Source organism: Streptomyces sp. NPDC033178, from assembly GCF_055577685.1.
Map to the genome: position 1 here is coordinate 371,310 of NZ_JBVIPT010000010.1, position 22,813 is coordinate 394,122.

Consider the following 22,813-nt stretch of genomic DNA (forward strand, 5'->3'; position numbering starts at 1 on the left):
GGAGAGTGAACACCGGGCGTCCACCACTCGTCCGGTGCCCGCTTCCGGTGCCGCTGCCGGAAGCCGTTCGGCTGCTCTGCGCGCGCCAAGTGCCCTGCGAGTCCTGCCTGTCCTTCAGCCCGGCGTCACTCCTGACCCTCCGCCAGAGCGAGCGCGGTCGCCGGATCCTGGGACGCGGGACCTACGGGAGCCCAACGCCCCCGTTCCTTGCGATAGGGCCACCAACGGCCGTCCGTCCCCAGACGCAACTGTGTCCGTCCGTCGGCGACGGTCCAGCGGTTGCGGGACGCGCGCAGGACAGGCCGCCGGTCCTCCTCCCAGGCGGACTCCAGGGCGGCACGCGCGCGTGCGAGGGTCTCCGCCTCCGTCGGCCGGTCGGCATCCAGCACGTCGAGTGCGGCCGTGCCCCCGTGTTCCCAGGCGCGGACGGCCAGGGCCAGCCCCTCGCGGTCGCGGCCCGACCCCTCCGCGAGCCGGGCGGCCACCGAAGTGTCGGGAACACCCGAGGCCAGGCGCACGGCATCCTGCGCGAGCGTCAACCCGGCCGCTATCGAGCGTTGTTCGTGGTCCGCCCTGAGTGCCTCGGTGAGCAGCCGGTGCGCCTCGCGGGCGGCCTGCGTCGCCAGGAACTCCAGCGCGGCTGGATCGACCCCGGACGCCGGATCGGTCTCCGTGTCCAGAGAGGGCGGCAGCCCCGGCTCTGCGGGCACGGGAGGCGCGTCGGGCAGTGGGGGCAGGATGTGCCCGTCCGCGTACGCCTCAGCGGCGTCCACGCCCTCGTGCGCCTGCTCATGCTCGGGAGTCTCGGTGTCGGTCCGGGGGACGCTGCGCACCTGCAGTTCGTCCAGCAGTTCGCGCTCGCCGCGACCGCGCAGGAGAAGCAGCACGAACGGGTCCTGATCCAGCAGCCGCGCCACCTGGTAGCACAGCGCCGCGGTGTGACCGCAGTGGTCCCACGCGCCGCAGTCGCACTCCGCCTCCAGATCGCCCAGACCCGGAAGGAGTTCGACACCAGCGGCTGCCGCGTCCTCGACGAGATGCGGCGGCATCTCGCGGTCCAGCAGCGCCGCGATATGCCCGGCCCGCTCGACGGCCATGCCCAGGAGGCGGTCCCACTGCTCCTCGGACAGTTCCTGCAGCAGGACGTCGGCGCGGTGGGAGGTGCGGTCGGGGTCCTGGACCACCGCCGTGATGCGGCCCGGGCGGACCGACACGGCTCCCACGGCTCCCGCCCGGGCCAGTCTCCGTCCCGTCTTCACCTGCTGGGAATCCAGCGCGGCGTCCTCCAGGGCCTTCAGCCAGGCCTGCCCCCACCAGCTCTGCGCGAAGCCCCTCCCGTGCGCGGGAGGCAGGGCGGCGAAGGTGCGCTCCGGGGTGTTGTCGTACGGGTCACTCATCGGGTGCCTCCTCGCAGTTCCACCAGGTCGGCCAGTTCGCTGTCGGTCAGCTCGGTGAGGGCCGACTCCCCGGCCGCGAGCACCGAGTCCGCCAACTCCCGCTTGCGCACCAGCATGTCGGCGATGCGGTCCTCGATCGTTCCCTCGGCGATGAGCCGGTGCACCTGCACCGGCCGCGTCTGTCCGATGCGGTACGCCCGGTCGGTGGCCTGGGCTTCGACGGCCGGGTTCCACCAGCGGTCGTAGTGCACGACATGCTCCGCCCGTGTCAGGTTCAGGCCCGTGCCCGCCGCCTTCAACGACAGCAGGAAGACGGGCACTTCGCCGTCCTGGAAGCGCTGAACCATGGCCTCGCGTTCAGGCACGGGCGTGCCTCCGTGCAGGAACTGCGAGGTGACGCCGCGTGCGCTCAGGTGTCGCTCGATGAGGCGCGCCATCCGTACGTACTGCGTGAAGACCAGAACGCATGCTCCCTCGGAGAGGATCGTGTCGAGCAACTCGTCCAGCAGCTCCAGCTTTCCGGAGCGCCCGGGGATCTTCGGCCTGTCCTCCTTGAGGAACTGCGCCGGGTGGTTGCAGATCTGCTTCAGCCCGGTCAGCAGCTTCACGATCAGTCCGCGCCGCGCCATGTTGTCGGCGCCCGAGATCTCGGCGAGGGTCTCGCGGACCACCGCCTCGTACAGACCCGCCTGCTCCTTGGTGAGAGACACGGCACGGTCGGTCTCGGTCTTCGGCGGCAGCTCGGGTGCGATGCCCGGGTCGGACTTGCGGCGGCGCAGGAGGAACGGCCGCACGAGCTGGGCGAGCCGGTCCGCCGCCCCCGGATCCTGCCCACCCTCGACCGCCTTGGCGTACCGGTTGCGGAAGGTGCCGAGCCGGCCCAGCAGGCCCGGTGTCGTCCAGTCGAGAATCGCCCACAGCTCGGAGAGGTTGTTCTCCACCGGAGTGCCGGTGAGCGCCACGCGCGCGTGGGCGCCGATCGTCCGTAGCTGCTTGGCCGTGTCCGAGTACGGGTTCTTCACATGCTGTGCCTCGTCGGCGACGACCATGCCCCAGGACGCTTCGGCCAGCCGTGGCGCGTCGAGCCGCATCGTGCCGTACGTGGTGAGTACGAACTCGCCGGCGGCCACTCCTTCGAGGCTCCGCCGCGCACCGTGGAAGCGGCGGACAGGAGCGCCCGGGGCGAACCGCTCGATCTCGCGCTGCCAGTTGCCCATCAGGGACGTCGGACAGACGACGAGCGTGGGTCCCGCGGCGGACTCGTCGGTCTGCCGGTGCAGATGGAGCGCGATCAGCGTGATCGTCTTGCCCAGGCCCATGTCGTCCGCGAGACAGCCGCCGAGACCCAACGAGGTCATCCGCGCCAGCCAGTTGAGCCCGCGCAGCTGGTAGTCGCGCAGGGTCGCGTCCAGCGCGGCGGGCTGCCCGACGGGCTCCTGCCCCTCCGGGTCCGACAGGCGGTCCCGCAGCGTCGCCAGCCACCCCGTGGGCCGCACGTCGACCCGCTGGCCGTCCACCTCTGTGGAACCCGTCAGAACGGCGCTCAGCGCGTCGATGGGCGTCACCTTGCGATCCTGCTGGGCGCGGGCGCGACGGACCTCCTGGGGGTCGACGAGCACCCACTGGTCACGCAGCCGCACCATGGGGCGGTTCGCCTCGGCGAGTTGGTCCAGTTCCCGACGTGTCAGTCGCTGGTCGCCCAGGGCGAACCACCAGTCGAAGGCCAGCAGTGCGTCGGCCGACAGGAACGAAGGCGTGTCCGACGACAGCCTTTCGGGACCGCCCTCGTTGTCCGGTGGACCGATGACCGCGCGGGCCGTCAGTTTGTGAGCCAGCTCCTTGGGCCAGTGCACCTCGACACCTGCGGCCGCGAGCGATCGGGCACCCTCGCCGAGGAGCTCCGTGACTTCCTCGTCGGCGAGTTCGATCGAGTCGGGCACGGTCGCCGACAGCAGGGGAGTGAGCGGGGCCCAGGCCCGTGCGGCGCGACGCAACGCGAGCAGGGCGTCCATCCGCGCGCGCGGACCGAAGGACGGGCTCATGCCGCCCCAGACCTCGGAGGCGTCCGCCAGCAGCGCCGGATCGCTGACGCTGTGCAACTGCGGCACCGCGCGGAACGGCAGTCGGGTCTCGTCCGACACGGCCGACGTGAGGCCCGGCACCTCGACGCGCAGCGAGATCCGTACGCCGGCGTCGTGCCCCGCGGCCACGTCGGCGGCCCACGCGCGCTGCTCGGGCACGTGCTGCGGCTCGGGGGCGGCGAAGGCGGGGCCGCCCGCCGCGAGCGTCGCGGCGGGGGAGCGGGGCAGCGTGTCGGCGACCGCGTCGAGGAAGGCACGCAGCAGCCACTCGGGCTCGGGGAGCCGCAGCGGCTCCGCCTCGTCTACCGGCACCGCGTGTGCGTGCGGCGGCATCGCGGCTGCCAGTTCGCGGATCCGCCCCAGGTCGGCCGCCCCCAGCGGCCCGGCACGCCACGCGTCGTGGTCACCGGCGCTCAGACCGGGCAGCAGCAGCCCCCGCGCGGCGAATTGGAGCGCGAGCACGGCCGCGGCACCCCAGAAGGCGGTCGCCCTGTGGGCGTGCGCCGCGGCACGCGCGCGTGTGAGCACCGGCAGAGCGGCCCGTACCGGCAGCACGACGGCCGGAACGGTCACCAGCTCGACACCGTCCTCGCCGGGCAGGGCGACCGTCAGCTCCTTGACAGCACCGGAGTCGACCGCGGGAGGGCCTTCACCGTCGGGCATCCAGAAGGCGACGGAGCCGGTACGGGCCGGATCGGCAGGCATGAAAACGGCACAGCAGCGGGCCAGTTCGGAGATCTCGGAGGGAGTTGCCGCAGGAATCCTCTGCACAGCGATGACGCATTCCTCAAATTTGACTACCTGGGGTCAGGGTCGCTGAGGATACAGCACGAGTGACTCTCGGTGGCCATCGATTGGTGTGACACAGGCCACTCTCTCTTGAGGGTGTTGCCAGGTCCACCCGGTGGCCGAGGTTGTCCCCCGCCCGGGCACGGGGGGTGGCGCCATGGTCGCCCAGGGTCGCTGATCCGTACGTTTCTTGAGGTCGGCGTTCCCGGCGGCCGGTTCGCCGCAGCCCGCTTCTTCCAGCCTGCTCCTCCAGCCTCCAGAGACCGGAGTCCCGCCATGCCCGAAAACGTCTCAGCCGTCGTGGAACGCCCTCCCAGGGTCTCCGTCGGAAGCGAGTTCACACCGCTCCTGCGCACCGTCAAGGGCCAGGGTCTCCTCGACCGCAGGCAGGGCTGGTAGGCGCTGGCCGTCGCCGTCAACGCCCTGGTCCTGGCCGGCATCGTCGCGGGTGTCGTCCTGATCGGCCACTCCTGGTGGGTGCTGCTCCTGGCCCCGCTGCTCGCCGTGATGTCGGCCCGGACCGCTTTCATAGGACACGACGCGGGGCACTCCCAGATCGCGGGCAGCCGCTCGGTGAACCGTCTCATCGGGCTCGTCCACGGCAATCTGCTGCTCGGGATGAGTTACGGATGGTGGAACGACAAGCACAACCGCCACCACGCCAACCCCAACCACATCCACAAGGACCCCGATGTCGTGGCCGACGTCCTGGTCTTCACCAGCGGACAGGCCGCGGACCGCAGTGGCTTCCGGCGCTGGCTCACCCGCAATCAGGCCTGGCTCTTCTTCCCGCTCACCCTCCTCGAAGGCATCGTCCTGAAGATCCACGGCTTTCAGGACCTGCGTCGACAGCCTCCGCGGGAACGCGTGGTCGAGGGCTTCCTGCTGGTGGCGCACGTCGCCGGATACGTGACGCTGCTGCTCGGCTCGATGTCCCTCGGCACGGCCCTCGCCTTCGCCGCGCTCCATCAGGCGCTCTTCGGGCTGCACCTGGGCCTGGCCTTCGCGCCGAACCACAAGGGCATGGAGATGCCCGACCCGGATGGCGAGGGATGGGGGCATCTGCGTCGCCAGGTGCTCACGTCGCGCAACATCCGAGGGGGTGCCGTGACCGACTGGTTCCTGGGCGGCCTCAACTACCAGATCGAGCATCACCTGTTTCCCAGCATGCCCCGCCCTCATCTGAAGCTCGTCCGGCCCCTGGTGCGAGCACACTGCCGAGAGTTGGGTATCCCTTACGCGGAGACGGGACTCGTGGACTCCTACCGCCAGGCCCTGCGGCACATGTACGAGGTCGGGGAGCCGCTCAGGGTCGACTAGGGGACGCGACTCAGGGTTGTATCAGGGTCGCGGCCTGGAACTGCAGGGAACACGGGCCCGTTCTCAAGACAGAGAGCGGCAGTGGCCGCGAAGGAGGCTACGCACATGTCGAAGAACGCGAAGATCGCCGTCGGGGGTGTGGCGGTCGGGCTTCTCCTGCTCATCTGGCTGCCCTGGTGGGCTGCCCTCCTGATCGTCCTGGGAGTTCCGACGGCAGCGTATCTGACGCTGGACCCCTCACAGCGGCGCAGGCTGCGCCGCGTGTCCCGCAAGGAGCTGGGCCGCTGAGGCGGGCGGATCCGGTCGATTCCCTTCCAGAGCGCAGGAGTTGACCCTGTCGCCGCTCACGGGCCTGCCGACGGTACGGCCCGCGGGCGGCCGCGCGCCCCACTGTCCCCACGTCGTGAGCGCGTCTGTACCCATGGCGTGAGCGCGTCGAACGCCGACCGGTGGCACGACAGGAGCGGCCGCCTGCCGCTTCCGGGCGATCCGCCGAGTTCAGCTGGGACGTACGGCGATCTTGTCCAGCGCTTCCAGCAGCCCGGGCAGTTCAGGCCCGCGGCCGACCGGCAGAACCTCTCCGGGCTTCTCGTCGAGGAGCACGAAGGCGATGTCGTCGGTCCTCGCCACCATCGACCAGCCCGGCCCGTCGGCCCGAAGCGTCCTCGCGTCACCCGAGGCGAAGGACGACCGCACTCGGCCGAGGGGAGGTGCCGAGTCCACGTACGAGCGAGCTTCCGCGAGGACGCGCTGGACGCCGGTGAGCGGTGCGTTCCCGCTGTCGCCGGCCTCTGCGCCCTTGCCGGCCTCGTCGCCCTGCGCGTCCTGCTCCGCCGACGCCTCGCCGTTCTGACCGGCGAACTCCTTGTCGTCGATCTGCTCACGCCACGCCGCCCACTGAAGGGCGATCTCGTCGGCGCCCAGACGCCGCTGAGCCGGACCCCACGCGGACGTGTCCGGCGGGGACAGGGGAGCCTGCTCCGCGATGTCGGGCGGCGGGTCGTGCGGGGCGGGCACACCGGGCGCCGCCACGGCCACGGCGAGCGGCCACCCGGGCAGCGCCGCGACCATCGAGCGCTCGTCCGGCGACAGGTCGTACTCCATGCCGCAGTCCCAGGACGCGATGGCGACAGCCACCAGCGAGACGTCGTCGATGACAACCGTCCACCGTGACCCGTCCCCGTCCTGGCCGAGCACCAGGCCGTACCCGTCGGCGAGCGGCGCGAGACCGAGAGCCGCGCACGCCTCCGGGTAGTCGTCGCCCAGCACGCTGGGGAACTGCGGAGGCGTCAAGAGCACCGCCGTCAGCACATACAGTGCGTCGTCGTCCCCGGCGGCGACGGCCTCATCGTTCGTCCCGGCCATCCCTGCCTCCCCATCGCTACGTCCGTCGGCGCACCCTAATGCGCCCCCGCGGCGCTTGTCACGGGCCCCGAATGCGTACGGAGCTGCGGTTGTCCCCCTGGACGGGGGCGAAACGACCACTGGTCGCCGCCCCGTCCGTCCCGCCTGTCCCGCGTCTGTCCCACAACCTGTCCCCGCCCGGGTCCGAGTCGATATCGACCTGGGAGCCGCCGGCGTCAGGCTGTCGGCAGGCCGAGGAGTGTCCGCGCCACCGCCGTGGGCGACTCGTCGCGCTCCCGCGCGAGTGCGATGACAGCCCGGCAGGCCAGCTCGTTGACCCCGAACGACAGTGCCTCCGGTGACACCCAGGTCGCGGCTTCGTCGATGCCGTCCTGGTCGTCCTCGGCGCACGCCGACACGTACGCCGCGGCGGCCTCGAACAGGTTGTGGGTGCGCTTTTCCGGACGCCGCTTCGCCGGAGGCGGATGCTCCGGGGGCTCGATCGGACGCGGGCGTGAAACGAACTTCCAGAGTCTGGCCAATGTGCCGGACATGCGGGCCACCTTCCCCCTGTGCGGTTGCCGTAGCCGATCGCTCATGTGCTGCTACTCAACGTAGAGTTGAAGCTTCGACTTCAGAAGAGGACAGGGGTGTGGAGCGGTCACCGTCCACCCGGGTCGAGTGAGTCGATCATGGACCGCAGCCATGTCAGTTCGGCCCCGCTCGTGGCGCGCGCGATGGTGAGGATCCCGCGCCGGAACGGGTCGTCCAGCTCCTCGGCCCGCAGCGGTCGATCACCTTCGTAGAAGAAGCTCGCCGGTTCCTCGAGGAAGGCGAGCCGTCGCCGTAGAACGGCGGCCTGGGCCGCGGCGTCGTCGAGATGGCGGAGGAAGGCGAGCACCGTGAACCATCGGTTCTCGTCGGTGATGTCGCGCTGTACGGGTTCCGTCAGCCGGCGGCGCAGGTCGCGTCTGCCGTCCTCGGTGAGTGTCAGGACGTGACGCGGGGCGGCCACCGTGCCCGGCTCCGTCGCGCGAGCCAGCAGACCGGCCGTCTCCAGTCTCTTGATCGCCGGATACAGAGTGCTCTCGGCCACGGGCCGCACATGGCCCGCGAGTGCGGTGATGCGCTTGCGCAGCTCATAGCCGTGCAGCGGGGTGTCGTACAGGAAACCGAGGATGGCGAGTTCCAGCATGCCCGTATTCTGCCTCACTCTCGTGGTACATCGAAGTCGCGATACATCGGATCCGATGTATTCTCCTGGAGAAGCACGCGACGGAACAGGGGAGTGGCGATGAAGCAGGCCGAGTTCGACGGCAAGGGGAACTGCGTCCGCTGGACGGAGACGGCCGGTGACGATCCCGCGCGGGTGTACGTGCACGGCCTGGGGGCCTCATCGACCGTCTACCACGCCCACATCGCGGCGCGGCCCGAACTGGCAGGTCGGCGCTCCCTGTTCGTCGACCTGCCCGGACACGGCGTCAGCGACAGACCGACGCACTTCGGCTACACCCTGGACGACCACGCGGACGCGCTGGCGGCGGCGCTGGACGAGGCAGGCGCCACCGGCGCGGAACTGATCGCGCACAGCATGGGCGGCTCCGTCGCCATCGTGCTCGCGCATCGGCGGCCAGACCTCGTCTCACGACTGGTCCTGACCGAGGCCAACCTCGATCCGCGCCCGCCCGCCACCGCGGGCAGCAGCGGAATCGCCTCCTACGAAGAGGACGAGTACGTCAACGGCGGCCACGCGCGCGTGCTGGAGAAGGTCGGCCCGCAATGGGCGGCGACCATGCGGCTCGCCGACCCGCGTGCCCTCCACCGCACCGCGACCGGACTCTTCCGCGGCTCGAACCCCACGATGCGCCGCATGCTCGAAGGCCTGGCGATCGACCGGGTCTATCTGCAGGGTGCCCTCAGCGGTGAACTCAGGGGCAGGGAAGGCCTGGAGGACGCCGGGGTGCGGGTGGTGACGGTGCCCGACGCGGGGCACAACATCATGTTCGACGACCCGGCCGCCTTCGCCGCCGAGGTCGCTGGAGCGGGATGAGGCCGACGCGGCGGTCTGAGGTCGACAGGACGGCCCGAGGCCGACGGGACGGGACGCCCGAGGGCGCAGGAAAGTCCCGCTACGCGGCCTCAGGGGAGGCGTACGGCCAGCGCGAGGAAGCGGGAGTCCTCGTCCACGTACGAGATCAGGCGCCAGCCGGAGCCGGACAGGAGCGGGCGGAGGTTGGCCTCCGCCCGCAGGTCGTCCGCGGTGATCCGTCGGCCCTGGCGCGCCGCGAGGGCCGCCCGGCCGATCGGGTGGAAGAGCGCCAGTGTTCCTGCGGGCCTCACGACCCGCGCCAACTCGCGCAGATTCTCCGAGGGGTTCGGAAGGTGGGCGACGAGGCCGGCCGCGAACACGGCGTCGAGCGACTCCGAGCGCAGCGGCAGCCCCGCCACGTCGGCGAGCAGCAACTGCCCGACCCGGTCGCGGCCCGCCCGTACCGCGGCCTCCAGCATGGCCGGGGTGAGGTCCGCGCCGAGGACCACTCCGGAGGGTCCCACGGCGTCCCTGAGGGGCGGCAGGGCCCGACCCGTACCGCAGCCCGCGTCGAGCACCCGGTCGCCCTCCCGCAGCCCTAGTTCGGTGACGGCTGCCGCGTACACCGGACCGTCGTCGGGGAACCGGGTGTCCCAGTCGGCCGCGCGGGCCCCGAAGAACTCCTGGACATGCGTGTGGTCGTCGCTCATGCACCGCATGATCTCGCACCGATGGGTGAGCGGCGCGATCGAACGCCGACACGGAGCACGGCGCGGCGCGCATGTTCGAGCGTGACGCGATCGTTCCGGTGTACTGCTGCGCCATATTCCACCACCTTTCGAAACGCGCCCCCTACGTGCGCTCCGGGCGGGACTAGCGTCCCGGAGCCATGGGACACCTGGACCACGCCACCTTCGGCTGGCTGACCCCCGTGCTGTCGTACGTGATGGCCTGTATAGGCGCCGCCCTCGGACTGCGCTGCACGGTCCGCGCGCTCGGTGCCTCGGGGCGGTCGCGCCGCAACTGGCTGCTCACCGCGGCCTCCGCCATCGGCACGGGCATCTGGACGATGCACTTCGTCGCGATGCTCGGCTTCAGCGTCAGCGGCACCGACATCCGCTACAACGTGCCACTCACCATGCTCAGCTTGCTCGTCGCCGTGGTCGTCGTCGGTGCGGGCGTGTTCGCCGTCGGATACGGCCGCGACCGCGGCCGTGCGCTGGTGCTCGGCGGGCTCACCACCGGGCTGGGTGTAGCGAGCATGCACTACCTGGGCATGGCCGCACTGCGGCTGCACGGTGACGTCACCTACGACCCGGTGCTCGTCGGCATCTCGGTCCTGATCGCCGTGGTCGCGGCGACCGCGGCCCTGTGGGCGGCGCTGAACATCAAGTCGCCGATCGCCGTCGCCGTCGCCTCCCTCGTCATGGGCGGGGCGGTGAGCAGCATGCACTACACCGGGATGATCGCGGTCGGCGTGCGGGTCTCGCCCTCCGGCGACCTCCTGCCCGGGGCCACGGCGATGCAGTTCATCTTCCCCCTCGCCGTGGGCCTCGGGTCCTATCTCTTCCTGACATCGGCGTTCGTCGCGCTCTCCCCGACAGCGGGGGAGCGCGAGGCCTCCGCCTCGGCCCAGCGGCCCGTCGAGAGCGCCGCCCGCTAACGGAGGGCCCGGACCGGCGACCCGGCGGGCGCGTCCCCCGAACCACTCCGAGCGAGGAGGCCATGCGTACACCCCGTAGGACCCCGACAGACGACTCCCGGACACCGCCGACCCCGGTGCGGGGGCGCCGCGCGCACGCCGGACCGCCGGCCGACGAGGGCTCAGGCCCGGAGGAATCCGCCGACATGGCGCCCAGTGACGCACCCACGCGCGCGGGAGGCTGGAGCCTGCGTCCCCGGACTGTGCGGGCGAAGATCGTCTGCCTGCTGATGGTGCCCGTCGTCTCCCTGCTCGCCCTCTGGGCGTACGCCACCGTCACTACCGCCCAGGACGTCTCCAGGCTGCGGCAGTTGCAGCGCGTGGACTCCCAGGTGCGTGCCCCGGTCGCCGCGGCCGTCGCCGCGCTCCAGGAAGAACGCGCGGCGGCCGTCGGCTACGCGACCAAACCCGCCGCCGACCGGGCGAGCGACCTCAAGAAGCTCACGGCACGCACCGACCGGGCCGTGGCGAAACTCCGGCTCGGCGACCACAGCACCGTCGCCGACAGCGAGGAACTGCCCTCCGGAGTGGCCGAACGCCTCGAAACCTTCGTCACCGGAGCCGAACAGCTCCGCTCCCTGCGGACCGCCGTACTCGACCGGAGGGCCGGCTGGCACGAGACGCACGAGCGGTACACCAGCACCATCGCGACGGCCTTCTCGGTGGGCGGCGCGCTCACCGGCATCCAGGACGCGGAAATCGGATCCGACGCGCGCGTGCTGCTCGAATTCTCACGGGCGGGTGAGGCACTCGCGCAGGAGGACGCGGTACTCACGAGTGCCCGGCTCGCCGGAACACTCGACGGGCAGCGGCTCCGGATGTTCACCGGCACGGTCGACACACGCAGGCTGCTCACCGAGTCGGCCGTCGCCGATCTGCGCGGCTCCGAACGAGTCGCCTGGCAGGGTCTCGTGGAGGGCAGCGCGTACACCGACGTACATGCCGTCGAGAACGACGTGCTCGCGGCCGGTCCGGGCGGCAGGGCGCTCGGGGCCGCGCCCGAGGAGACCTGGAACGCGGCACACGCGCGCGTGCAGGACGGCATGCGAGCGATCGAGGCGGACGCCGGCAGTGGCGTCGCGGACCGGGCCGACCCGCTGCGGCGCGGTCTCCTCGCCCCGGCGGGTGCCGCGGTTCTGCTGGGACTCGTCGCCGTGGCCGCGTCGCTCGTCATCTCCGTACGCATCGGACGCGGCCTCGTCGTCGAGCTGGTGAGCCTGCGCAACACCGCCCTGGAGATCGCCCGGCGCAAACTCCCGCACGCCATGCGGAAACTGCGCGCGGGGGAGGAGATCGACCTCCATGCCGAGGCCCCGCCAGGACCACCCGCGGAGGACGAAGCGGGACAGGTCGCGGAAGCCCTGACCACCGTGCACCGTGCCGCCCTGCGCGCAGCGGTCGAGCGCGCCGAACTCGCCAGTGGCATCTCCGGAGTCTTCGTCAACCTCGCCCGCCGCAGCCAGGTTCTGGTCCACCGCCAACTGAGCCTGCTGGACACCATGGAGCGCCGCTCCGACGATCCGAACGAGTTGAGCGACCTCTTCCGGCTCGACCACCTCACCACGCGCATGCGACGCCACGCGGAGAGCCTGATCATCCTCTCCGGAGCCGCCCCCGGCCGTGCCTGGCGCATGCCGGTCTCCCTGACGAACGTGGTCCGTGCCGCTGTCTCCGAAGTCGAGGACTACGCGCGCGTGGAGGTACGACAGCTCCCGGAGACCTCGGTCGTCGGAGCCGCGGTGGCGGACCTCACGCATCTGCTGGCCGAAATCGTCGAGAACGCCGCCCAGTTCTCACCACCCCACACCCGGGTGCGCGTCACCGGAGAGCCGGTCGGCAACGGCTACGCCGTGGAGGTCGAGGACCGGGGGCTCGGCATGGGCAAGGAGACCCTCGCCGAGGCCAACCGCCGCATCGAGCAGTCCGAGGCACTCGACCTCTTCGACAGCGACCGGCTCGGCCTCTTCGTGGTCAGCAGGCTCGCGGCCCGCCACGGCATCAAGGTCCACCTGCGGACCTCGCCCTACGGAGGCACCACCGCGGTCGTCCTGCTGCCCACGCCACTCCTGCAGGCCGCCGCGGAGGAACGTTCCGGTGGCCGCCGCGCGGACCAGGAAAAGGCCGCGGAACGCACGTACGCGCGCGTGCCCGGCCCTGCCCCGAAACGAGACTCCGTAGAGGCAGGTTCCGTAGAGGCACGTTCCGTAGGGGCACTGAACGAGCGGCCCGCGCTGGTGCCTCCCATACCGATCGAGGCGGAAGCCTCGTCCGAAGGCAAGCGCGAGGACCGTCCGCCGCCGGGCGTCACCACCCTGCGCCTGCACCGACCCGAGGACGACACCGTGGAATCCGACGAACTCCCACGGCGCGTACGACAAGCCAGCCTCGCCCCGCAACTGCGCGAAGGACGACCCGACGAGCCCGCGGAAGCCGCGCCTCACAGGGGCGACGAGCGCACCCCCGAGGCGGTACGGGACCGCATGGCGGCCTACCGCGCGGGGTGGACCCGCGGTGGCGGCCGTGCACCCGGTCCCGGCGTCACCTCCGACCCCATAGCGGGCAGCGACAGCAGTGAAGGAGACCCCGCATGATCCAGGAACCGGGCATGGGGACCGCCCAGCGGTCCGGCGAACTCGACTGGCTGCTGGACGACTTGGCGTTGCGCGTCGCCGAAGTGCGGCATGCCGTCGTGCTGTCCAACGACGGGCTCGCGGTCGGCGCGTCCAGCGACCTCAGGCGCGAGGACGCGGAGCATCTCGCCGCGATCGCCTCGGGTTTCCACAGCCTGGCCAAGGGGGCGGGCCGTCACTTCGGCGCCGGTGGCGTGCGCCAGACCATGGTGGAGATGGACGACGGCTTCCTGTTCGTGGCGGCCGCCGGAGAAGGCTCCTGCCTGGCTGTCCTGAGCGCCGTGACAGCCGACATCGGCCTGGTCGCCTATGAGATGGCGCTCCTGGTCAAACGGGTGGGGGAGCACCTCTACTCAGCGCCCCGCTCCGTCGCTCACCCGCCCGCGGCCGGGTGAGCGACGATGCCGGCGCACATGGCCGAGGATCGGACAGGCCCTCCTGAACAGCCGGGCAGCCAGTGGTACGACAACGACGCCGGGCCGCTCGTCCGCCCCTACGCGATGACGGGCGGTCGCACCAAGTCCGGCCCGACCGGGGTGCGCTTCGACCTGATCGCGCTCGTCTCACTCGACACGGGGGCGCCCGACGTCCGCGACGACACCGGACTCGGCCCGGAACACAGAGCCCTCATCGAACTCTGCCGGATCGAGACCCAGTCGGTCGCCGAACTGGCCGCGGACGCCGACCTGCCCGTGGGCGTGGTGCGCGTGCTCCTCGGCGACCTTCTGGAACTCGGCTGCGTCAAGGTCAGCCGCCCGGTGCCGCCCGCGCAACTGCCGGACGAGCGCATCCTGCGCGAGGTCATCGAAGGACTGAGAGCCCTGTAAATGACGGATCACACCCCCTGCCACACACGTACCGATGCCGACCGCGGTCGGCGCTCCCGAGAGAAGTGATCGATGGTCTCCGAACACTCCGACGCCACGAGCGGTGAGACGGCCCTGGCGTTGAAGATTCTCGTCGCCGGCGGATTCGGCGTGGGCAAGACCACCCTGGTGGGCGCGGTCAGTGAGATCAGGCCGCTGCGCACTGAGGAACTGCTGAGCGAAGCGGGCCAGTCGGTGGACGACACCGACGGAGTGGACCGGAAGGTCACGACGACCGTCGCCATGGACTTCGGCCGCATCACCATCAGGTCGGGCCTGTCGCTCTACCTCTTCGGCACGCCCGGCCAGGACCGATTCTGGTTCCTGTGGGACGAACTGTCGCAAGGGGCACTCGGAGCCGTCGTCCTCGCCGACACCCGGCGACTGGAGGACTGCTTCCCCGCGGTGGACTACTTCGAGCACCGGCACATCCCCTTCGTGGTGGCCGTCAACTGCTTCACGGGCTCACGGACGTACGGCGCTCACGAAGTGTCACGCGCCCTGGACCTCGACAAAGGAACGCCCGTGGTGCTCTGCGACGCCCGTGACCGCGACTCGGGGAAGGAGGTGCTGATACGTCTCGTCGAGTACGCCGGGCGGATGCACACCGCCCGGCTGCTCGACTCGGTCGGCTGACACGAGGAACTTCGCCGTGCCGACACGAAGAACGTCGCTCGGCCGGCACGAGGATCGTCGCTCGGCCGGCACGATGAGCTTCAGTGGGCCGACGCGGTCCCTCGCTCACCCGCCGCGAAGGCCCGCTCAGTTCGCGACGCCGCCTTCCGCGAGGACCTTCTCGATCCGCACGCGTACGAGGAGTTCGCCGGGCACGCCGTTGCGGGCGCCGAACTCCTCGGCCCGCTCCTCGCCCATGTAGCGGCCCCCGATCCGCCCCGCCCACAGCCGGAGTTCGTCGAGGTCCTCCGAGATCCGGGCGCGCCCCTGCAGGACGACGTACGCGAACGGCGGCCGGTCGTCGTCCACACACACGGCGACCCGGCCGTCGCGGGCCAGATTCCGTCCCTTGACGGTGGTCTTCGCCGTGTTGAAGACCAGGTCGTCCCCGTCGAGCACGAACCAGATCGGTGCCACGTGCGGACTCCCGTCGGCCCGGACGGTCGACAACTTGCCCGTGCGGGTGCCGTTCGAGACGAAGGCCCGCCATTCCTCATCGGTCATCTTGTGTGCCATGCCCCTATCCTCCTTGCCCGGACGGCGGTGGTGGGGAAGGCTGGTTGATCAGATCCTCCGGCCAGGGGGAGCCGCATATCCACGGGGAGACGGATCATGGCTGAGAACCAGGGACTTGGCTGGCTGCTGGACGACCTGACCCAGCGTGTGGAGCACGTACGGCACGCGCTGGTGCTGTCGAACGACGGCCTGGTGACCGGGGCGAGCACGGGGCTCAGGCGAGAGGACGCCGAGCATCTCGCCGCCGTCTCCTCGGGCCTGCACAGCCTCGCCAAGGGGTCGGGCCGGCACTTCGGCGCGGGCCGGGTGCGACAGACGATGATCGAGTTCGACGACGCGGTGCTCTTCGTCACGGCGGCCGGCACCGGCAGCTGTCTGTGCGTGCTCAGCGCGGCCGAGGCCGACATCGGCCAGGTCGCGTACGAGATGACGCTGCTCGTCAACCGCGTCGGCGAACACCTCCACGTCGACGCCCGCCAGCCGGAACACTCACCCTCGATCGACCTCTGACCTGTATAAACGCTCTGTCGTCAGAGTTATCCACAGGCTCGGCGGGAGTCGCGGCGAACCGGCTACGGTTTTTCTCGAAGCAAGCGCACGCAAGTGCACACCGCTGCTACGGGGGAGAACCACCATGTCCGGCAACACCATCACGCAGTCCGTCACGCCCGGCGCGAACACCGCTGCCGCTCTTGTGAACGCCACCGGCGTCGGCGCGAATCCGGCCGTCGCCACGGCGGCTAGGCAGACACTCGCACAGAGCCGCGCGTCACGAGAGCTGGGGCTCAAACGAGGCGAGTTCGACCTCGCAGTACGACTCGGTTGCATCCGAACCGTCCCGGACGAAGGCGGCGGAGGCCGCCGCGTGGCCCGCGCGGAGATCGACCGGGTGATGTCCGAGGACGGGTTCCCGGACGGGTTGAAGAAGCGCGTCAGGGCGGTCGGTACGTCGGAGGGCGCGGCTCTCATGGATGTGACGGCAGCCCGGTTCACGAGGTTCGCACGCCTGGGATTCGTCGTGCCCGTCAAGTTTTACCTGAACCGCTACCGGGCCGTCGTCTGGCTGTACTTGGCGGAGGAACTGCGACAGTTCGCCGAGGCCGAGGAGAACGCTCCGCTGTTGAACGGGCGTACACCCGAAGGGCTGCGCGACCAACTGGACGCGGGCCTGGACCTGAGGGCCCGGAACTGGCGAGGGCGCCACGTGGGCTTCCTGCTGCGGCAGACCGAGGATCCCTGGGCCCGTGCCGCGGCAGTGGCCTCACTGCTCGATCCCGCGCAGGTCGCGGAGATCGTCGCCGATCCGTACGAGCGCGCCTACATGAACCGCTTCGGTCCGGAACAGACCACGCACGGCGCGCCCGACTCGCCTGCCGCACACGTCGCCGCACGGATCATGACGGCGGAGGACCCAGACGAGATCGGCTGGCTCCGGTCCGACTTGGCCAACACCCTGCAGGAGGCACGCGCACACCGTCGGGCGCCGCGACCGACACCGAAGCCTCCGACGCCGGCCGTGAGTCGGGAACGGCCACAGTTGATCGAGGAGTGGCGGCAGCCCGGTGCCGCGCGGCAACAGGCCGAAGTACGGCGGACGGTCGACGAGCCGGAACGCTCTCGACGCCTCCTCGGCTGGCTGCGCCGCAGAAACCCCTGAGCTGGGCTATCGGCGTCAGCCCTCGAGCTTGCGGAACAGTCCCTCCTGGACGACGGAGACGAGCAGACGTCCCTCCAGGTCGTAGATCCGGCCCCGGGCCAACCCTCGGCCACCCGTCGCGATCGGCGACTCCTGGTCGTACAGGAACCACTCGTCGGCGCGGAACGGCCGATGGAACCACATCGCGTGGTCCAGGGACGCCATGTCGAAACCGCGCTGGCCCCAGAGGGGTTCCACCGGGATGCGGACGGCGTCCAGAAGCGTCATGTCGCTCGCGTAGGTGAGCGCACAGGTGTGGACCAGCGGGTCGTCGCCGAGGGGACCGACGGCACGCATCCATACGGCGCTGCGCGGTTCGGCGTGCTCGATCTCCTCGGGGGTCCAGCGCAGCCGGTCCGCGTAGCGGATGTCGAAGGGCTGGCGCCTGGCCATGCGCTCCAACGTCTCGGGGAGCGCGCCCAGATGCTCCTTGATCTCCTGAGTGACGGTTGGGAGCGACTCGGGATCAGGGACCTCACGGGCCGGCGGCAGCTGGTGCTCGAAGCTCCCTTCCTCGGGCTTGTGAAAGGAGGCGGTCAGATTGAAGATCGTGCGGCCCTGCTGCACGGCGGTGACGCGGCGCGTGGTGAACGACCGGCCGTCGCGGACCCGTTCGACCTGGTACACGATCGGCACGCCCGGCCGGCCCGGGCGCAGGAAGTACGCGTGCAGCGAGTGCACGGGGCGTTCGCCGTCCGTGGTGCGGCCGGCGGCGACCAGGGCCTGGCCCGCCACCTGCCCGCCGAAGACCCGCTGCAGGGACTCCTGCGGGCTGCGCCCACGGAAGATGTTGACCTCGATCTGCTCCAGGTCGAGCAGATCGACCAGTCGCTCCGCTGGGTTCGTCATGTGTCGCCTTCTCCTGTGCTCACAGCTGGCCGACGTCGGTGACCTTGACGATGGCACGGCCCTCGGCGTCGGAGGCCGCGAGGTCGACCTCCGCGCTGATGCCCCAGTCATGATCGCCGTTCGGGTCGGCGAAGGCCTGGCGAACGCGCCACAGTCCGTTCTGCGGCTCCTCCTCGATGAGCAGCAACTTGGGTCCGCGCGCGTCGGGGCCGGTACCGAGGTCGTCGTACTCGTCCCAGTACTTGTCCATGGCCTCGCCCCAGGCGTCGGCGTCCCAGCCGGACTCGCCGTCCATCTCGCCGAGTTCCCGGACATGATCGAGGGCGGCAAGCTCGACGCGGCGGAACATGGCGTTGCGGACGAGGACCCGGAACGCGCGGGCGTTGGCGGTGACCGGTTTAACCTGGTCGGCCCTCTCCTGGGCCTCCTCGGCCGTCATCACCTCCGGGTTGGCGAGCTGCTCCCACTCGTCGAGGAGGCTGGAGTCGACCTGACGCACCATCTCGCCGAGCCAGGCGATCAGGTCCTCCAGGTCCTCCGACTTCAGGTCGTCCGGGACGGTGTGGTCGAGGGCCTTGTAGGCACTTGCCAGGTACCGGAGGACGATGCCCTCGGTGCGGGCAAGCTCGTAGTAGGACACGAACTCCGTGAAGGACATGGCCCGTTCGTACATGTCACGGATGACGGACTTCGGGGAGAGAGGATGGTCGCCCACCCACGGATGGCTCTTGCGGTAGGTGTCGTACGCGTGGAAGAGCAGCTCTTCCAGCGGCTTGGGGTACGCCACGTCCTGGAGCCGCTCCATGCGGTCCTCGTACTCGACACCGTCCGCCTTCATCGCCGCGACGGCCTCGCCGCGGGCCTTGTTCTGCTGGGCGGCGAGGATCTGCCGCGGATCGTCCAGCGTGGACTCCACGACGGACACCATGTCCAGGGCGTACGAAGGCGACTCGGGATCCAGGAGCTCGAACGAGGCCAGCGCGAAGGTCGACAGCGGCTGGTTGAGAGCGAAGTCCTGCTGGAGGTCGACGGTGAGCCGCACGATGCGCCCCTCGGCGTCCGGCTCGTCGAGCTTCTCCACGACTCCGCCGTCGAGGAGGGAGCGGTAGATGGCGATCGCCCGCCGGATGTGCCGCAGTTGCTGCTTGCGCGGCTCGTGGTTGTCCTCCAGCAGATGCCGCATCGCGGCGAAGGCGTTGCCGGGCCGGGCGATCACCGACAGAAGCATCGTGTGAGTGACCCGGAAGCGCGAGGTCAGCGGCTCGGGATCGGAGGAGATCAGTTTCGCGAACGTGTTCTCCGTCCAGGCGACGAAGCCCTCCGGCGCCTTCTTGCGCACCACCTTGCGACGCTTCTTCGGGTCGTCGCCCGCCTTGGCGAGGGCCTTCTCGTTCTCCACGACATGCTCGGGAGCCTGCGCCACGACGAAGCCGGCCGTGTCGAAGCCCGCCCGTCCGGCACGGCCCGCGATCTGGTGGAACTCCCGCGCGCGCAGCGTCCGCACCCGCGTGCCGTCGTACTTGGTCAGAGCCGTGAACAGCACGGTGCGGATGGGGACGTTGACGCCGACACCAAGGGTGTCGGTGCCGCAGATGACCTTCAGCAGACCGGCCTGCGCGAGCTTCTCCACCAGGCGCCGGTACTTGGGCAGCATGCCGGCGTGGTGCACACCGATGCCGTGCCGTACGTAACGGGAGAGATTGCGGCCGAACTTGGTGGTGAAGCGGAAGTTGCCGATCAGCTCGGCAATCTGGTCCTTCTCCTCGCGCGTGCACATGTTGATGCTCATCAGCGCCTGCGCCCGCTCCACGGCCTGGGCCTGCGTGAAGTGCACGATGTAGACGGGCGCCTGCTTGGTCTCCAGCAGCTCGGTGAGCGTCTCCGTGAGCGGCGTGAGCTTGTACTCGTAGGAGAGGGGCACGGGCCGGGTCGCCGAGCGGACGACCGAGGTGGGACGGCCGGTGCGCCGGGTCAGGTCCTCCTCGAACATCGTGACGTCGCCGAGCGTCGCCGACATCAGGATGAACTGAGCCTGCGGCAGTTCGAGGATCGGGATCTGCCACGCCCAGCCGCGGTCGCCCTCGGCGTAGAAGTGGAACTCGTCCATCACGACCTGGCCGACATCGGCCCGCTTGCCGTCGCGCAGCGCGATGGACGCCAGGACCTCGGCGGTGCAGCAGATGACCGGCGCGTCGGAGTTCACGGACGCGTCGCCGGTCAGCATGCCGACGTTCTCCGTGCCGAACATCTTGCAGAGCTCGAAGAACTTCTCCGAGACGAGCGCCTTGATCGGAGCCGTGTAGAAGGTGACCTCGTCCCGGGCGAGCGCCGCGAAATGCGCACCCGCGGCGATCATGCTCTTCCCGGAACCGGTGGGCGTCGAAACGATCACGTTCGCACCCGAAACCACCTCGATCAGCGCTTCCTCCTGGTGGGGGTAGAGCGTGAGACCGCGTTCCCCGGCCCACGACTCGAAGGCTTCGTAGAGGGCGTCGGGATCTGCGGTCTTCGGCAGCTGATCGATAAGGGTCACGCACCCATCTTGCCTGTGAACGCCCCCGAGGGGGGAATCGGCTGCGGGACGGAAGATCACGAACGCTACGCTGTGGCGCCGACGGAGCGTCAGCGCGCCTGGGCAACTGGCTGTCAGTACAAGTGGAATGGGGCGGGGTACGGCGATGATGGGACCAGCACACTCACTGTCGGGAGCGGCGGCCTGGCTGGGCGTCGGAGCCGCGGCGGCCGCCACGGGACACACGATGCCCTGGCCGGTCCTCCTGGTCGGCGCGCTGATCTGCGCGGGTGCGGCACTCGCCCCGGACCTGGACCACAAGGCGGCGACCATCTCGCGGGCCTTCGGACCCGTCTCGCGAGGGCTGTGCGAGATCGTCGACAAGCTTTCCTACGCCGTCTACAAGGGGACGAAGAAAGCGGGCGACCCGCGTCGATCCGGCGGGCACCGCACCCTGACGCACACCTGGCTGTGGGCTGTGCTGATCGGCGCCGGGGCCTCGGCCATCGCGATCACCGGGGGCCGCTGGGGGGTTCTGGCACTCCTCTTCGTGCACATAGTGCTCGCGATCGAGGGACTGCTGTGGCGGGCGACGCGCGGCTCCAGCGCCGACATCCTCGTGTGGCTGCTGGCCGCCACGAGTGCCTGGATCCTCGCGGGAGTACTGGACAAGCCAGGCAACGGCGCCGACTGGCTGTTCACGGCGCCGGGCCAGGAGTACCTGTGGCTGGGACTGCCGATCCTGCTCGGCGCGCTCGTGCACGACATCGGGGACGCGTTGACGGTGTCGGGCTGCCCGATCCTGTGGCCCATCCCGGTCGGCCGCAAGCGCTGGTACCCGATCGGACCGCCCAAGATGATGCGGTTCCGGGCGGGCAGCTGGGTCGAGCTAAAGGTCCTGATGCCGGCCTTCATGCTGCTCGGCGGAGTGGGCTGCGCGGCGGCTCTCAACTTCATCTGAACGACCGCGCCCGCCGGCGAGCACCGTCCCCCGACTGCGACTGCGACTGCGACTGCGACTGCGACTGCGACTGCGACTGCGACCGTTGGGCGAGCGCTGACCTCCGACGGCGACCGCTGGGCGAGGGCCGTCTCCGGCAGCCCGACGTCCGCCCTGCGGGACGATCAGGCCGCGTCGCCCCCGCCCGGCGCCTGGTCCTGGCTCGCGCTGCCGTACCGCTTCTCGAAGCGGGCGACCCGGCCCTCCGTGTCCACGGTCCTGGCCTTGCCCGTGTAGAAGGGGTGGCTCTCGGAGGAGATCTCCACGTCCACGACGGGGTACGTCTCGCCGTCGTCCCAGTCGATCGTCCGGTCGCTGGTCGCGGTGGACCGGGTGAGGAAGGCGTACCCGGCGGTGCGGTCACGGAAGACCACGGGGTGGTAGTCGGGCTGCTTGTCCTGTTGCATGAGTGCTCCTTGCCTGGGGAGAGGGTGCGCGGACAGGTCGGGGAAGACGACGGGATCGGCCCCGTCAGCCGTACGGGGAGTCCTCGTCGACGATGTGCATGGCCGCCTCTTCCGCCGAGGCCGCTGCGCCGTCGATGCCCACGTCGGTGGCGATCAGACCGCTCTCCCCATCCTCGTGCGCTCCTTCGTTCGGCGCCACGAGACGGCCGGAGCGGAGGTCGCCCACCTCGTTGTCCAGGGGTTCGCCGTCCGAGTCCGGGCAGTCTCCGATGCCGTCACCGTCCGGTGCCGCGAGCTCCGGGACCTCCTCCAGGAGGCGCTCGTCCAGGGTCTCGCCGCGATGGCGCTCGGCAGCGGTCACGTCGTTGCGCTCCACCGCCCACGGTCGCTCCGGCGGTGACCAGCCCCGGTCCAGAGGATCGTTCACGCCGTCGGATTCCAGGGTGTCCTCGGCGTCGAGCAGCCCCGCGTCGTCCTGAACCTCGGATCCGTCGGGCTGGTAGACGTCGTCTCCCCAACCGTCGGCGCTGTCCACGGGTACCTCCAGGTGGTGCGGGCCGGCCTGCTGTCACCGTGTTCGGTGGCGGGTGCGCGGGCCGCTCGGCCCAGGCCTCGCCTGTACGGCGTACGGAGCGCTCGGAACCAGGCGGTTCCCGGGCGTTCCCCGAGCCGGTGCCGACATCCACCCTTCCACCCCTCTTCGACACCGCGCAACGGCACGGGGCTCGGCGGCAGACTCCGGCCCTCTCACCAGCGGTGGGAACGGGCAGGGGCGGGGAGCACGCCGTTGCCCGACCACGCCCCGCTCATGTGTGGACCTCGGAGCGGCCCCGGGGGGGGGGGGGGGGGGGGGGAGGAGGGGGGGGGGGGGGGGGAGGAGGGGGGGGGGGGGGAGGGGGAGGGGGAGGGGAGGGGGAGGGGGGGGGGGGGGGAGGGGGTGCTGTCAGCCGTGCCCGTCCCGGACACCGAGGCCAGTGAGCACCGGGAGCGGATGATTCTC

Annotated in this window: 21 protein-coding genes and 1 pseudogene; 11 read left to right on the forward strand and 11 right to left on the reverse strand. The window is 70.6% G+C overall.

Translation table 11 applies throughout. The annotated features are described in order from the left end of the window. Positions 1 to 125 precede the first annotated feature (125 nt). Positions 126 to 1,397, reverse strand: a complete 1,272-nt coding sequence (locus ACZ5VQ_RS25845) for an SWIM zinc finger family protein (protein ID WP_469106940.1) — start codon at positions 1,395 to 1,397, stop codon at positions 126 to 128. Further along, on the reverse strand, positions 1,394 to 4,249 hold the full coding sequence (locus tag ACZ5VQ_RS25850; protein ID WP_469106941.1) for a DEAD/DEAH box helicase: 2,856 nt from the start codon (positions 4,247 to 4,249) through the stop codon (positions 1,394 to 1,396). Before ACZ5VQ_RS25850 ends, ACZ5VQ_RS25845 begins: the two co-directional genes overlap by 4 nt. 294 nt (positions 4,250 to 4,543) lie before the next feature. Between ACZ5VQ_RS25850 and ACZ5VQ_RS25855 the strand changes: the two are divergent. Further along, positions 4,544 to 5,587, forward strand: a pseudogene (locus ACZ5VQ_RS25855) (acyl-CoA desaturase). A 105-nt stretch (positions 5,588 to 5,692) separates the two neighbouring features. Continuing rightward, positions 5,693 to 5,875 carry a hypothetical protein gene (locus ACZ5VQ_RS25860; protein ID WP_055611783.1) on the forward strand — a complete coding sequence of 61 codons (183 nt, stop codon included), beginning with the start codon at positions 5,693 to 5,695 and terminating at the stop codon, positions 5,873 to 5,875. A gap of 210 nt (positions 5,876 to 6,085) precedes the next feature. Here ACZ5VQ_RS25860 and ACZ5VQ_RS25865 read toward each other — a convergent pair whose 3' ends face one another. The 3 genes from ACZ5VQ_RS25865 to ACZ5VQ_RS25875 form a co-directional block, all read right to left on the reverse strand. Then, the gene (locus tag ACZ5VQ_RS25865; protein ID WP_362068212.1) at positions 6,086 to 6,952 is read right to left on the reverse strand and encodes a hypothetical protein; all 867 of its coding nucleotides are present in this window, start codon (positions 6,950 to 6,952) and stop codon (positions 6,086 to 6,088) included. Between the two features lie 215 nt (positions 6,953 to 7,167). Next, positions 7,168 to 7,485 carry a hypothetical protein gene (locus ACZ5VQ_RS25870; RefSeq protein ID WP_362068215.1) on the reverse strand — a complete coding sequence of 106 codons (318 nt, stop codon included), beginning with the start codon at positions 7,483 to 7,485 and terminating at the stop codon, positions 7,168 to 7,170. A 107-nt stretch (positions 7,486 to 7,592) separates the two neighbouring features. Beyond that, positions 7,593 to 8,126 (reverse strand): PadR family transcriptional regulator, encoded by a 534-nt coding sequence (locus ACZ5VQ_RS25875; protein ID WP_469106942.1) that lies wholly within the window; start codon positions 8,124 to 8,126, stop codon positions 7,593 to 7,595. A gap of 99 nt (positions 8,127 to 8,225) precedes the next feature. Between ACZ5VQ_RS25875 and ACZ5VQ_RS25880 the strand changes: the two genes are divergently transcribed. After that, on the forward strand, positions 8,226 to 8,981 hold the full coding sequence (locus ACZ5VQ_RS25880) for an alpha/beta fold hydrolase (RefSeq protein WP_469106943.1): 756 nt from the start codon (positions 8,226 to 8,228) through the stop codon (positions 8,979 to 8,981). Between the two features lie 89 nt (positions 8,982 to 9,070). On the opposite strand, the gene ACZ5VQ_RS25885 is transcribed toward ACZ5VQ_RS25880, so the two are convergent. Continuing rightward, positions 9,071 to 9,670, reverse strand: coding sequence for a class I SAM-dependent methyltransferase (locus ACZ5VQ_RS25885; protein WP_469106944.1), 600 nt, complete (start codon positions 9,668 to 9,670; stop codon positions 9,071 to 9,073). Between the two features lie 179 nt (positions 9,671 to 9,849). Here ACZ5VQ_RS25885 and ACZ5VQ_RS25890 point away from each other — a divergent pair, with 179 nt between their 5' ends. From ACZ5VQ_RS25890 to ACZ5VQ_RS25910, 5 genes are all read left to right on the forward strand, one after another. Beyond that, a complete protein-coding gene (locus ACZ5VQ_RS25890; RefSeq protein WP_362068227.1) occupies positions 9,850 to 10,623 on the forward strand; it encodes an MHYT domain-containing protein in 774 nt (257 codons plus the stop codon). A gap of 62 nt (positions 10,624 to 10,685) precedes the next feature. Next, positions 10,686 to 13,253, forward strand: coding sequence for a sensor histidine kinase (locus tag ACZ5VQ_RS25895; RefSeq protein ID WP_469106945.1), 2,568 nt, complete (start codon positions 10,686 to 10,688; stop codon positions 13,251 to 13,253). Next, positions 13,250 to 13,687 (forward strand): roadblock/LC7 domain-containing protein, encoded by a 438-nt coding sequence (locus ACZ5VQ_RS25900; RefSeq protein WP_469106946.1) that lies wholly within the window; start codon positions 13,250 to 13,252, stop codon positions 13,685 to 13,687. Before ACZ5VQ_RS25895 ends, ACZ5VQ_RS25900 begins: the two co-directional genes overlap by 4 nt. A gap of 18 nt (positions 13,688 to 13,705) precedes the next feature. Then, the gene (locus ACZ5VQ_RS25905) at positions 13,706 to 14,119 is read left to right on the forward strand and encodes a DUF742 domain-containing protein (protein ID WP_469106947.1); all 414 of its coding nucleotides are present in this window, start codon (positions 13,706 to 13,708) and stop codon (positions 14,117 to 14,119) included. Between the two features lie 72 nt (positions 14,120 to 14,191). Continuing rightward, positions 14,192 to 14,794, forward strand: coding sequence for a GTP-binding protein (locus ACZ5VQ_RS25910; protein ID WP_469106948.1), 603 nt, complete (start codon positions 14,192 to 14,194; stop codon positions 14,792 to 14,794). Between the two features lie 126 nt (positions 14,795 to 14,920). Here the strand turns inward: ACZ5VQ_RS25910 and ACZ5VQ_RS25915 are convergent, their stop codons facing one another. Further along, complete coding sequence (locus ACZ5VQ_RS25915; protein ID WP_469106949.1) at positions 14,921 to 15,349, reverse strand: PPOX class F420-dependent oxidoreductase; 429 nt, start codon at positions 15,347 to 15,349, stop codon at positions 14,921 to 14,923. Positions 15,350 to 15,445: 96 nt separating this feature from the next. On the opposite strand from ACZ5VQ_RS25915, the gene ACZ5VQ_RS25920 reads away from it, so the two are divergent. Beyond that, a complete protein-coding gene (locus tag ACZ5VQ_RS25920) occupies positions 15,446 to 15,859 on the forward strand; it encodes a roadblock/LC7 domain-containing protein (protein WP_200399907.1) in 414 nt (137 codons plus the stop codon). Positions 15,860 to 15,983: 124 nt separating this feature from the next. Continuing rightward, the gene (locus ACZ5VQ_RS25925; RefSeq protein WP_469106950.1) at positions 15,984 to 17,006 is read left to right on the forward strand and encodes a DUF6397 family protein; all 1,023 of its coding nucleotides are present in this window, start codon (positions 15,984 to 15,986) and stop codon (positions 17,004 to 17,006) included. Between the two features lie 15 nt (positions 17,007 to 17,021). Here ACZ5VQ_RS25925 and ACZ5VQ_RS25930 read toward each other — a convergent pair whose 3' ends face one another. Together ACZ5VQ_RS25930 and ACZ5VQ_RS25935 are read right to left on the reverse strand one after the other, a co-directional pair. After that, positions 17,022 to 17,894: an acyl-CoA thioesterase gene (locus tag ACZ5VQ_RS25930; protein ID WP_143633072.1), complete on the reverse strand. Its 873-nt coding sequence runs from the start codon at positions 17,892 to 17,894 to the stop codon at positions 17,022 to 17,024. A gap of 19 nt (positions 17,895 to 17,913) precedes the next feature. Continuing rightward, positions 17,914 to 20,427: a DEAD/DEAH box helicase gene (locus ACZ5VQ_RS25935; protein ID WP_469106951.1), complete on the reverse strand. Its 2,514-nt coding sequence runs from the start codon at positions 20,425 to 20,427 to the stop codon at positions 17,914 to 17,916. 145 nt (positions 20,428 to 20,572) lie between these two features. Between ACZ5VQ_RS25935 and ACZ5VQ_RS25940 the strand changes: the two genes are divergently transcribed. Further along, positions 20,573 to 21,367, forward strand: coding sequence for a metal-dependent hydrolase (locus ACZ5VQ_RS25940; protein WP_362068248.1), 795 nt, complete (start codon positions 20,573 to 20,575; stop codon positions 21,365 to 21,367). Between the two features lie 164 nt (positions 21,368 to 21,531). Here ACZ5VQ_RS25940 and ACZ5VQ_RS25945 read toward each other — a convergent pair whose 3' ends face one another. Further along, entirely contained in the window at positions 21,532 to 21,813 is a 282-nt protein-coding gene (locus ACZ5VQ_RS25945; protein ID WP_200400059.1) for a type B 50S ribosomal protein L31, read from the reverse strand. Positions 21,814 to 21,877: 64 nt separating this feature from the next. Then, positions 21,878 to 22,348: a DUF5709 domain-containing protein gene (locus ACZ5VQ_RS25950; protein ID WP_328846868.1), complete on the reverse strand. Its 471-nt coding sequence runs from the start codon at positions 22,346 to 22,348 to the stop codon at positions 21,878 to 21,880. Between the last annotated feature and the right edge of the window lie 465 nt (positions 22,349 to 22,813).

What these genes read in the sequence shown, in the direction of transcription:
- ACZ5VQ_RS25845 (WP_469106940.1), bottom strand. Translation starts at nt 1,397, where the DNA reads ATGAGTGACCCGTACGACAACACCCCGGAGCGCACCTTCGCCGCCCTG.
- ACZ5VQ_RS25860 (WP_055611783.1), top strand. Translation starts at nt 5,693, where the DNA reads ATGTCGAAGAACGCGAAGATCGCCGTCGGGGGTGTGGCGGTCGGGCTT.
- ACZ5VQ_RS25865 (WP_362068212.1), bottom strand. Translation starts at nt 6,952, where the DNA reads ATGGCCGGGACGAACGATGAGGCCGTCGCCGCCGGGGACGACGACGCA.
- ACZ5VQ_RS25870 (WP_362068215.1), bottom strand. Translation starts at nt 7,485, where the DNA reads ATGTCCGGCACATTGGCCAGACTCTGGAAGTTCGTTTCACGCCCGCGT.
- ACZ5VQ_RS25875 (WP_469106942.1), bottom strand. Translation starts at nt 8,126, where the DNA reads ATGCTGGAACTCGCCATCCTCGGTTTCCTGTACGACACCCCGCTGCAC.
- ACZ5VQ_RS25880 (WP_469106943.1), top strand. Translation starts at nt 8,226, where the DNA reads ATGAAGCAGGCCGAGTTCGACGGCAAGGGGAACTGCGTCCGCTGGACG.
- ACZ5VQ_RS25885 (WP_469106944.1), bottom strand. Translation starts at nt 9,670, where the DNA reads ATGAGCGACGACCACACGCATGTCCAGGAGTTCTTCGGGGCCCGCGCG.
- ACZ5VQ_RS25890 (WP_362068227.1), top strand. Translation starts at nt 9,850, where the DNA reads ATGGGACACCTGGACCACGCCACCTTCGGCTGGCTGACCCCCGTGCTG.
- ACZ5VQ_RS25895 (WP_469106945.1), top strand. Translation starts at nt 10,686, where the DNA reads ATGCGTACACCCCGTAGGACCCCGACAGACGACTCCCGGACACCGCCG.
- ACZ5VQ_RS25900 (WP_469106946.1), top strand. Translation starts at nt 13,250, where the DNA reads ATGATCCAGGAACCGGGCATGGGGACCGCCCAGCGGTCCGGCGAACTC.
- ACZ5VQ_RS25905 (WP_469106947.1), top strand. Translation starts at nt 13,706, where the DNA reads ATGGCCGAGGATCGGACAGGCCCTCCTGAACAGCCGGGCAGCCAGTGG.
- ACZ5VQ_RS25910 (WP_469106948.1), top strand. Translation starts at nt 14,192, where the DNA reads ATGGTCTCCGAACACTCCGACGCCACGAGCGGTGAGACGGCCCTGGCG.
- ACZ5VQ_RS25915 (WP_469106949.1), bottom strand. Translation starts at nt 15,349, where the DNA reads ATGGCACACAAGATGACCGATGAGGAATGGCGGGCCTTCGTCTCGAAC.
- ACZ5VQ_RS25920 (WP_200399907.1), top strand. Translation starts at nt 15,446, where the DNA reads ATGGCTGAGAACCAGGGACTTGGCTGGCTGCTGGACGACCTGACCCAG.
- ACZ5VQ_RS25925 (WP_469106950.1), top strand. Translation starts at nt 15,984, where the DNA reads ATGTCCGGCAACACCATCACGCAGTCCGTCACGCCCGGCGCGAACACC.
- ACZ5VQ_RS25930 (WP_143633072.1), bottom strand. Translation starts at nt 17,894, where the DNA reads ATGACGAACCCAGCGGAGCGACTGGTCGATCTGCTCGACCTGGAGCAG.
- ACZ5VQ_RS25940 (WP_362068248.1), top strand. Translation starts at nt 20,573, where the DNA reads ATGATGGGACCAGCACACTCACTGTCGGGAGCGGCGGCCTGGCTGGGC.
- ACZ5VQ_RS25945 (WP_200400059.1), bottom strand. Translation starts at nt 21,813, where the DNA reads ATGCAACAGGACAAGCAGCCCGACTACCACCCCGTGGTCTTCCGTGAC.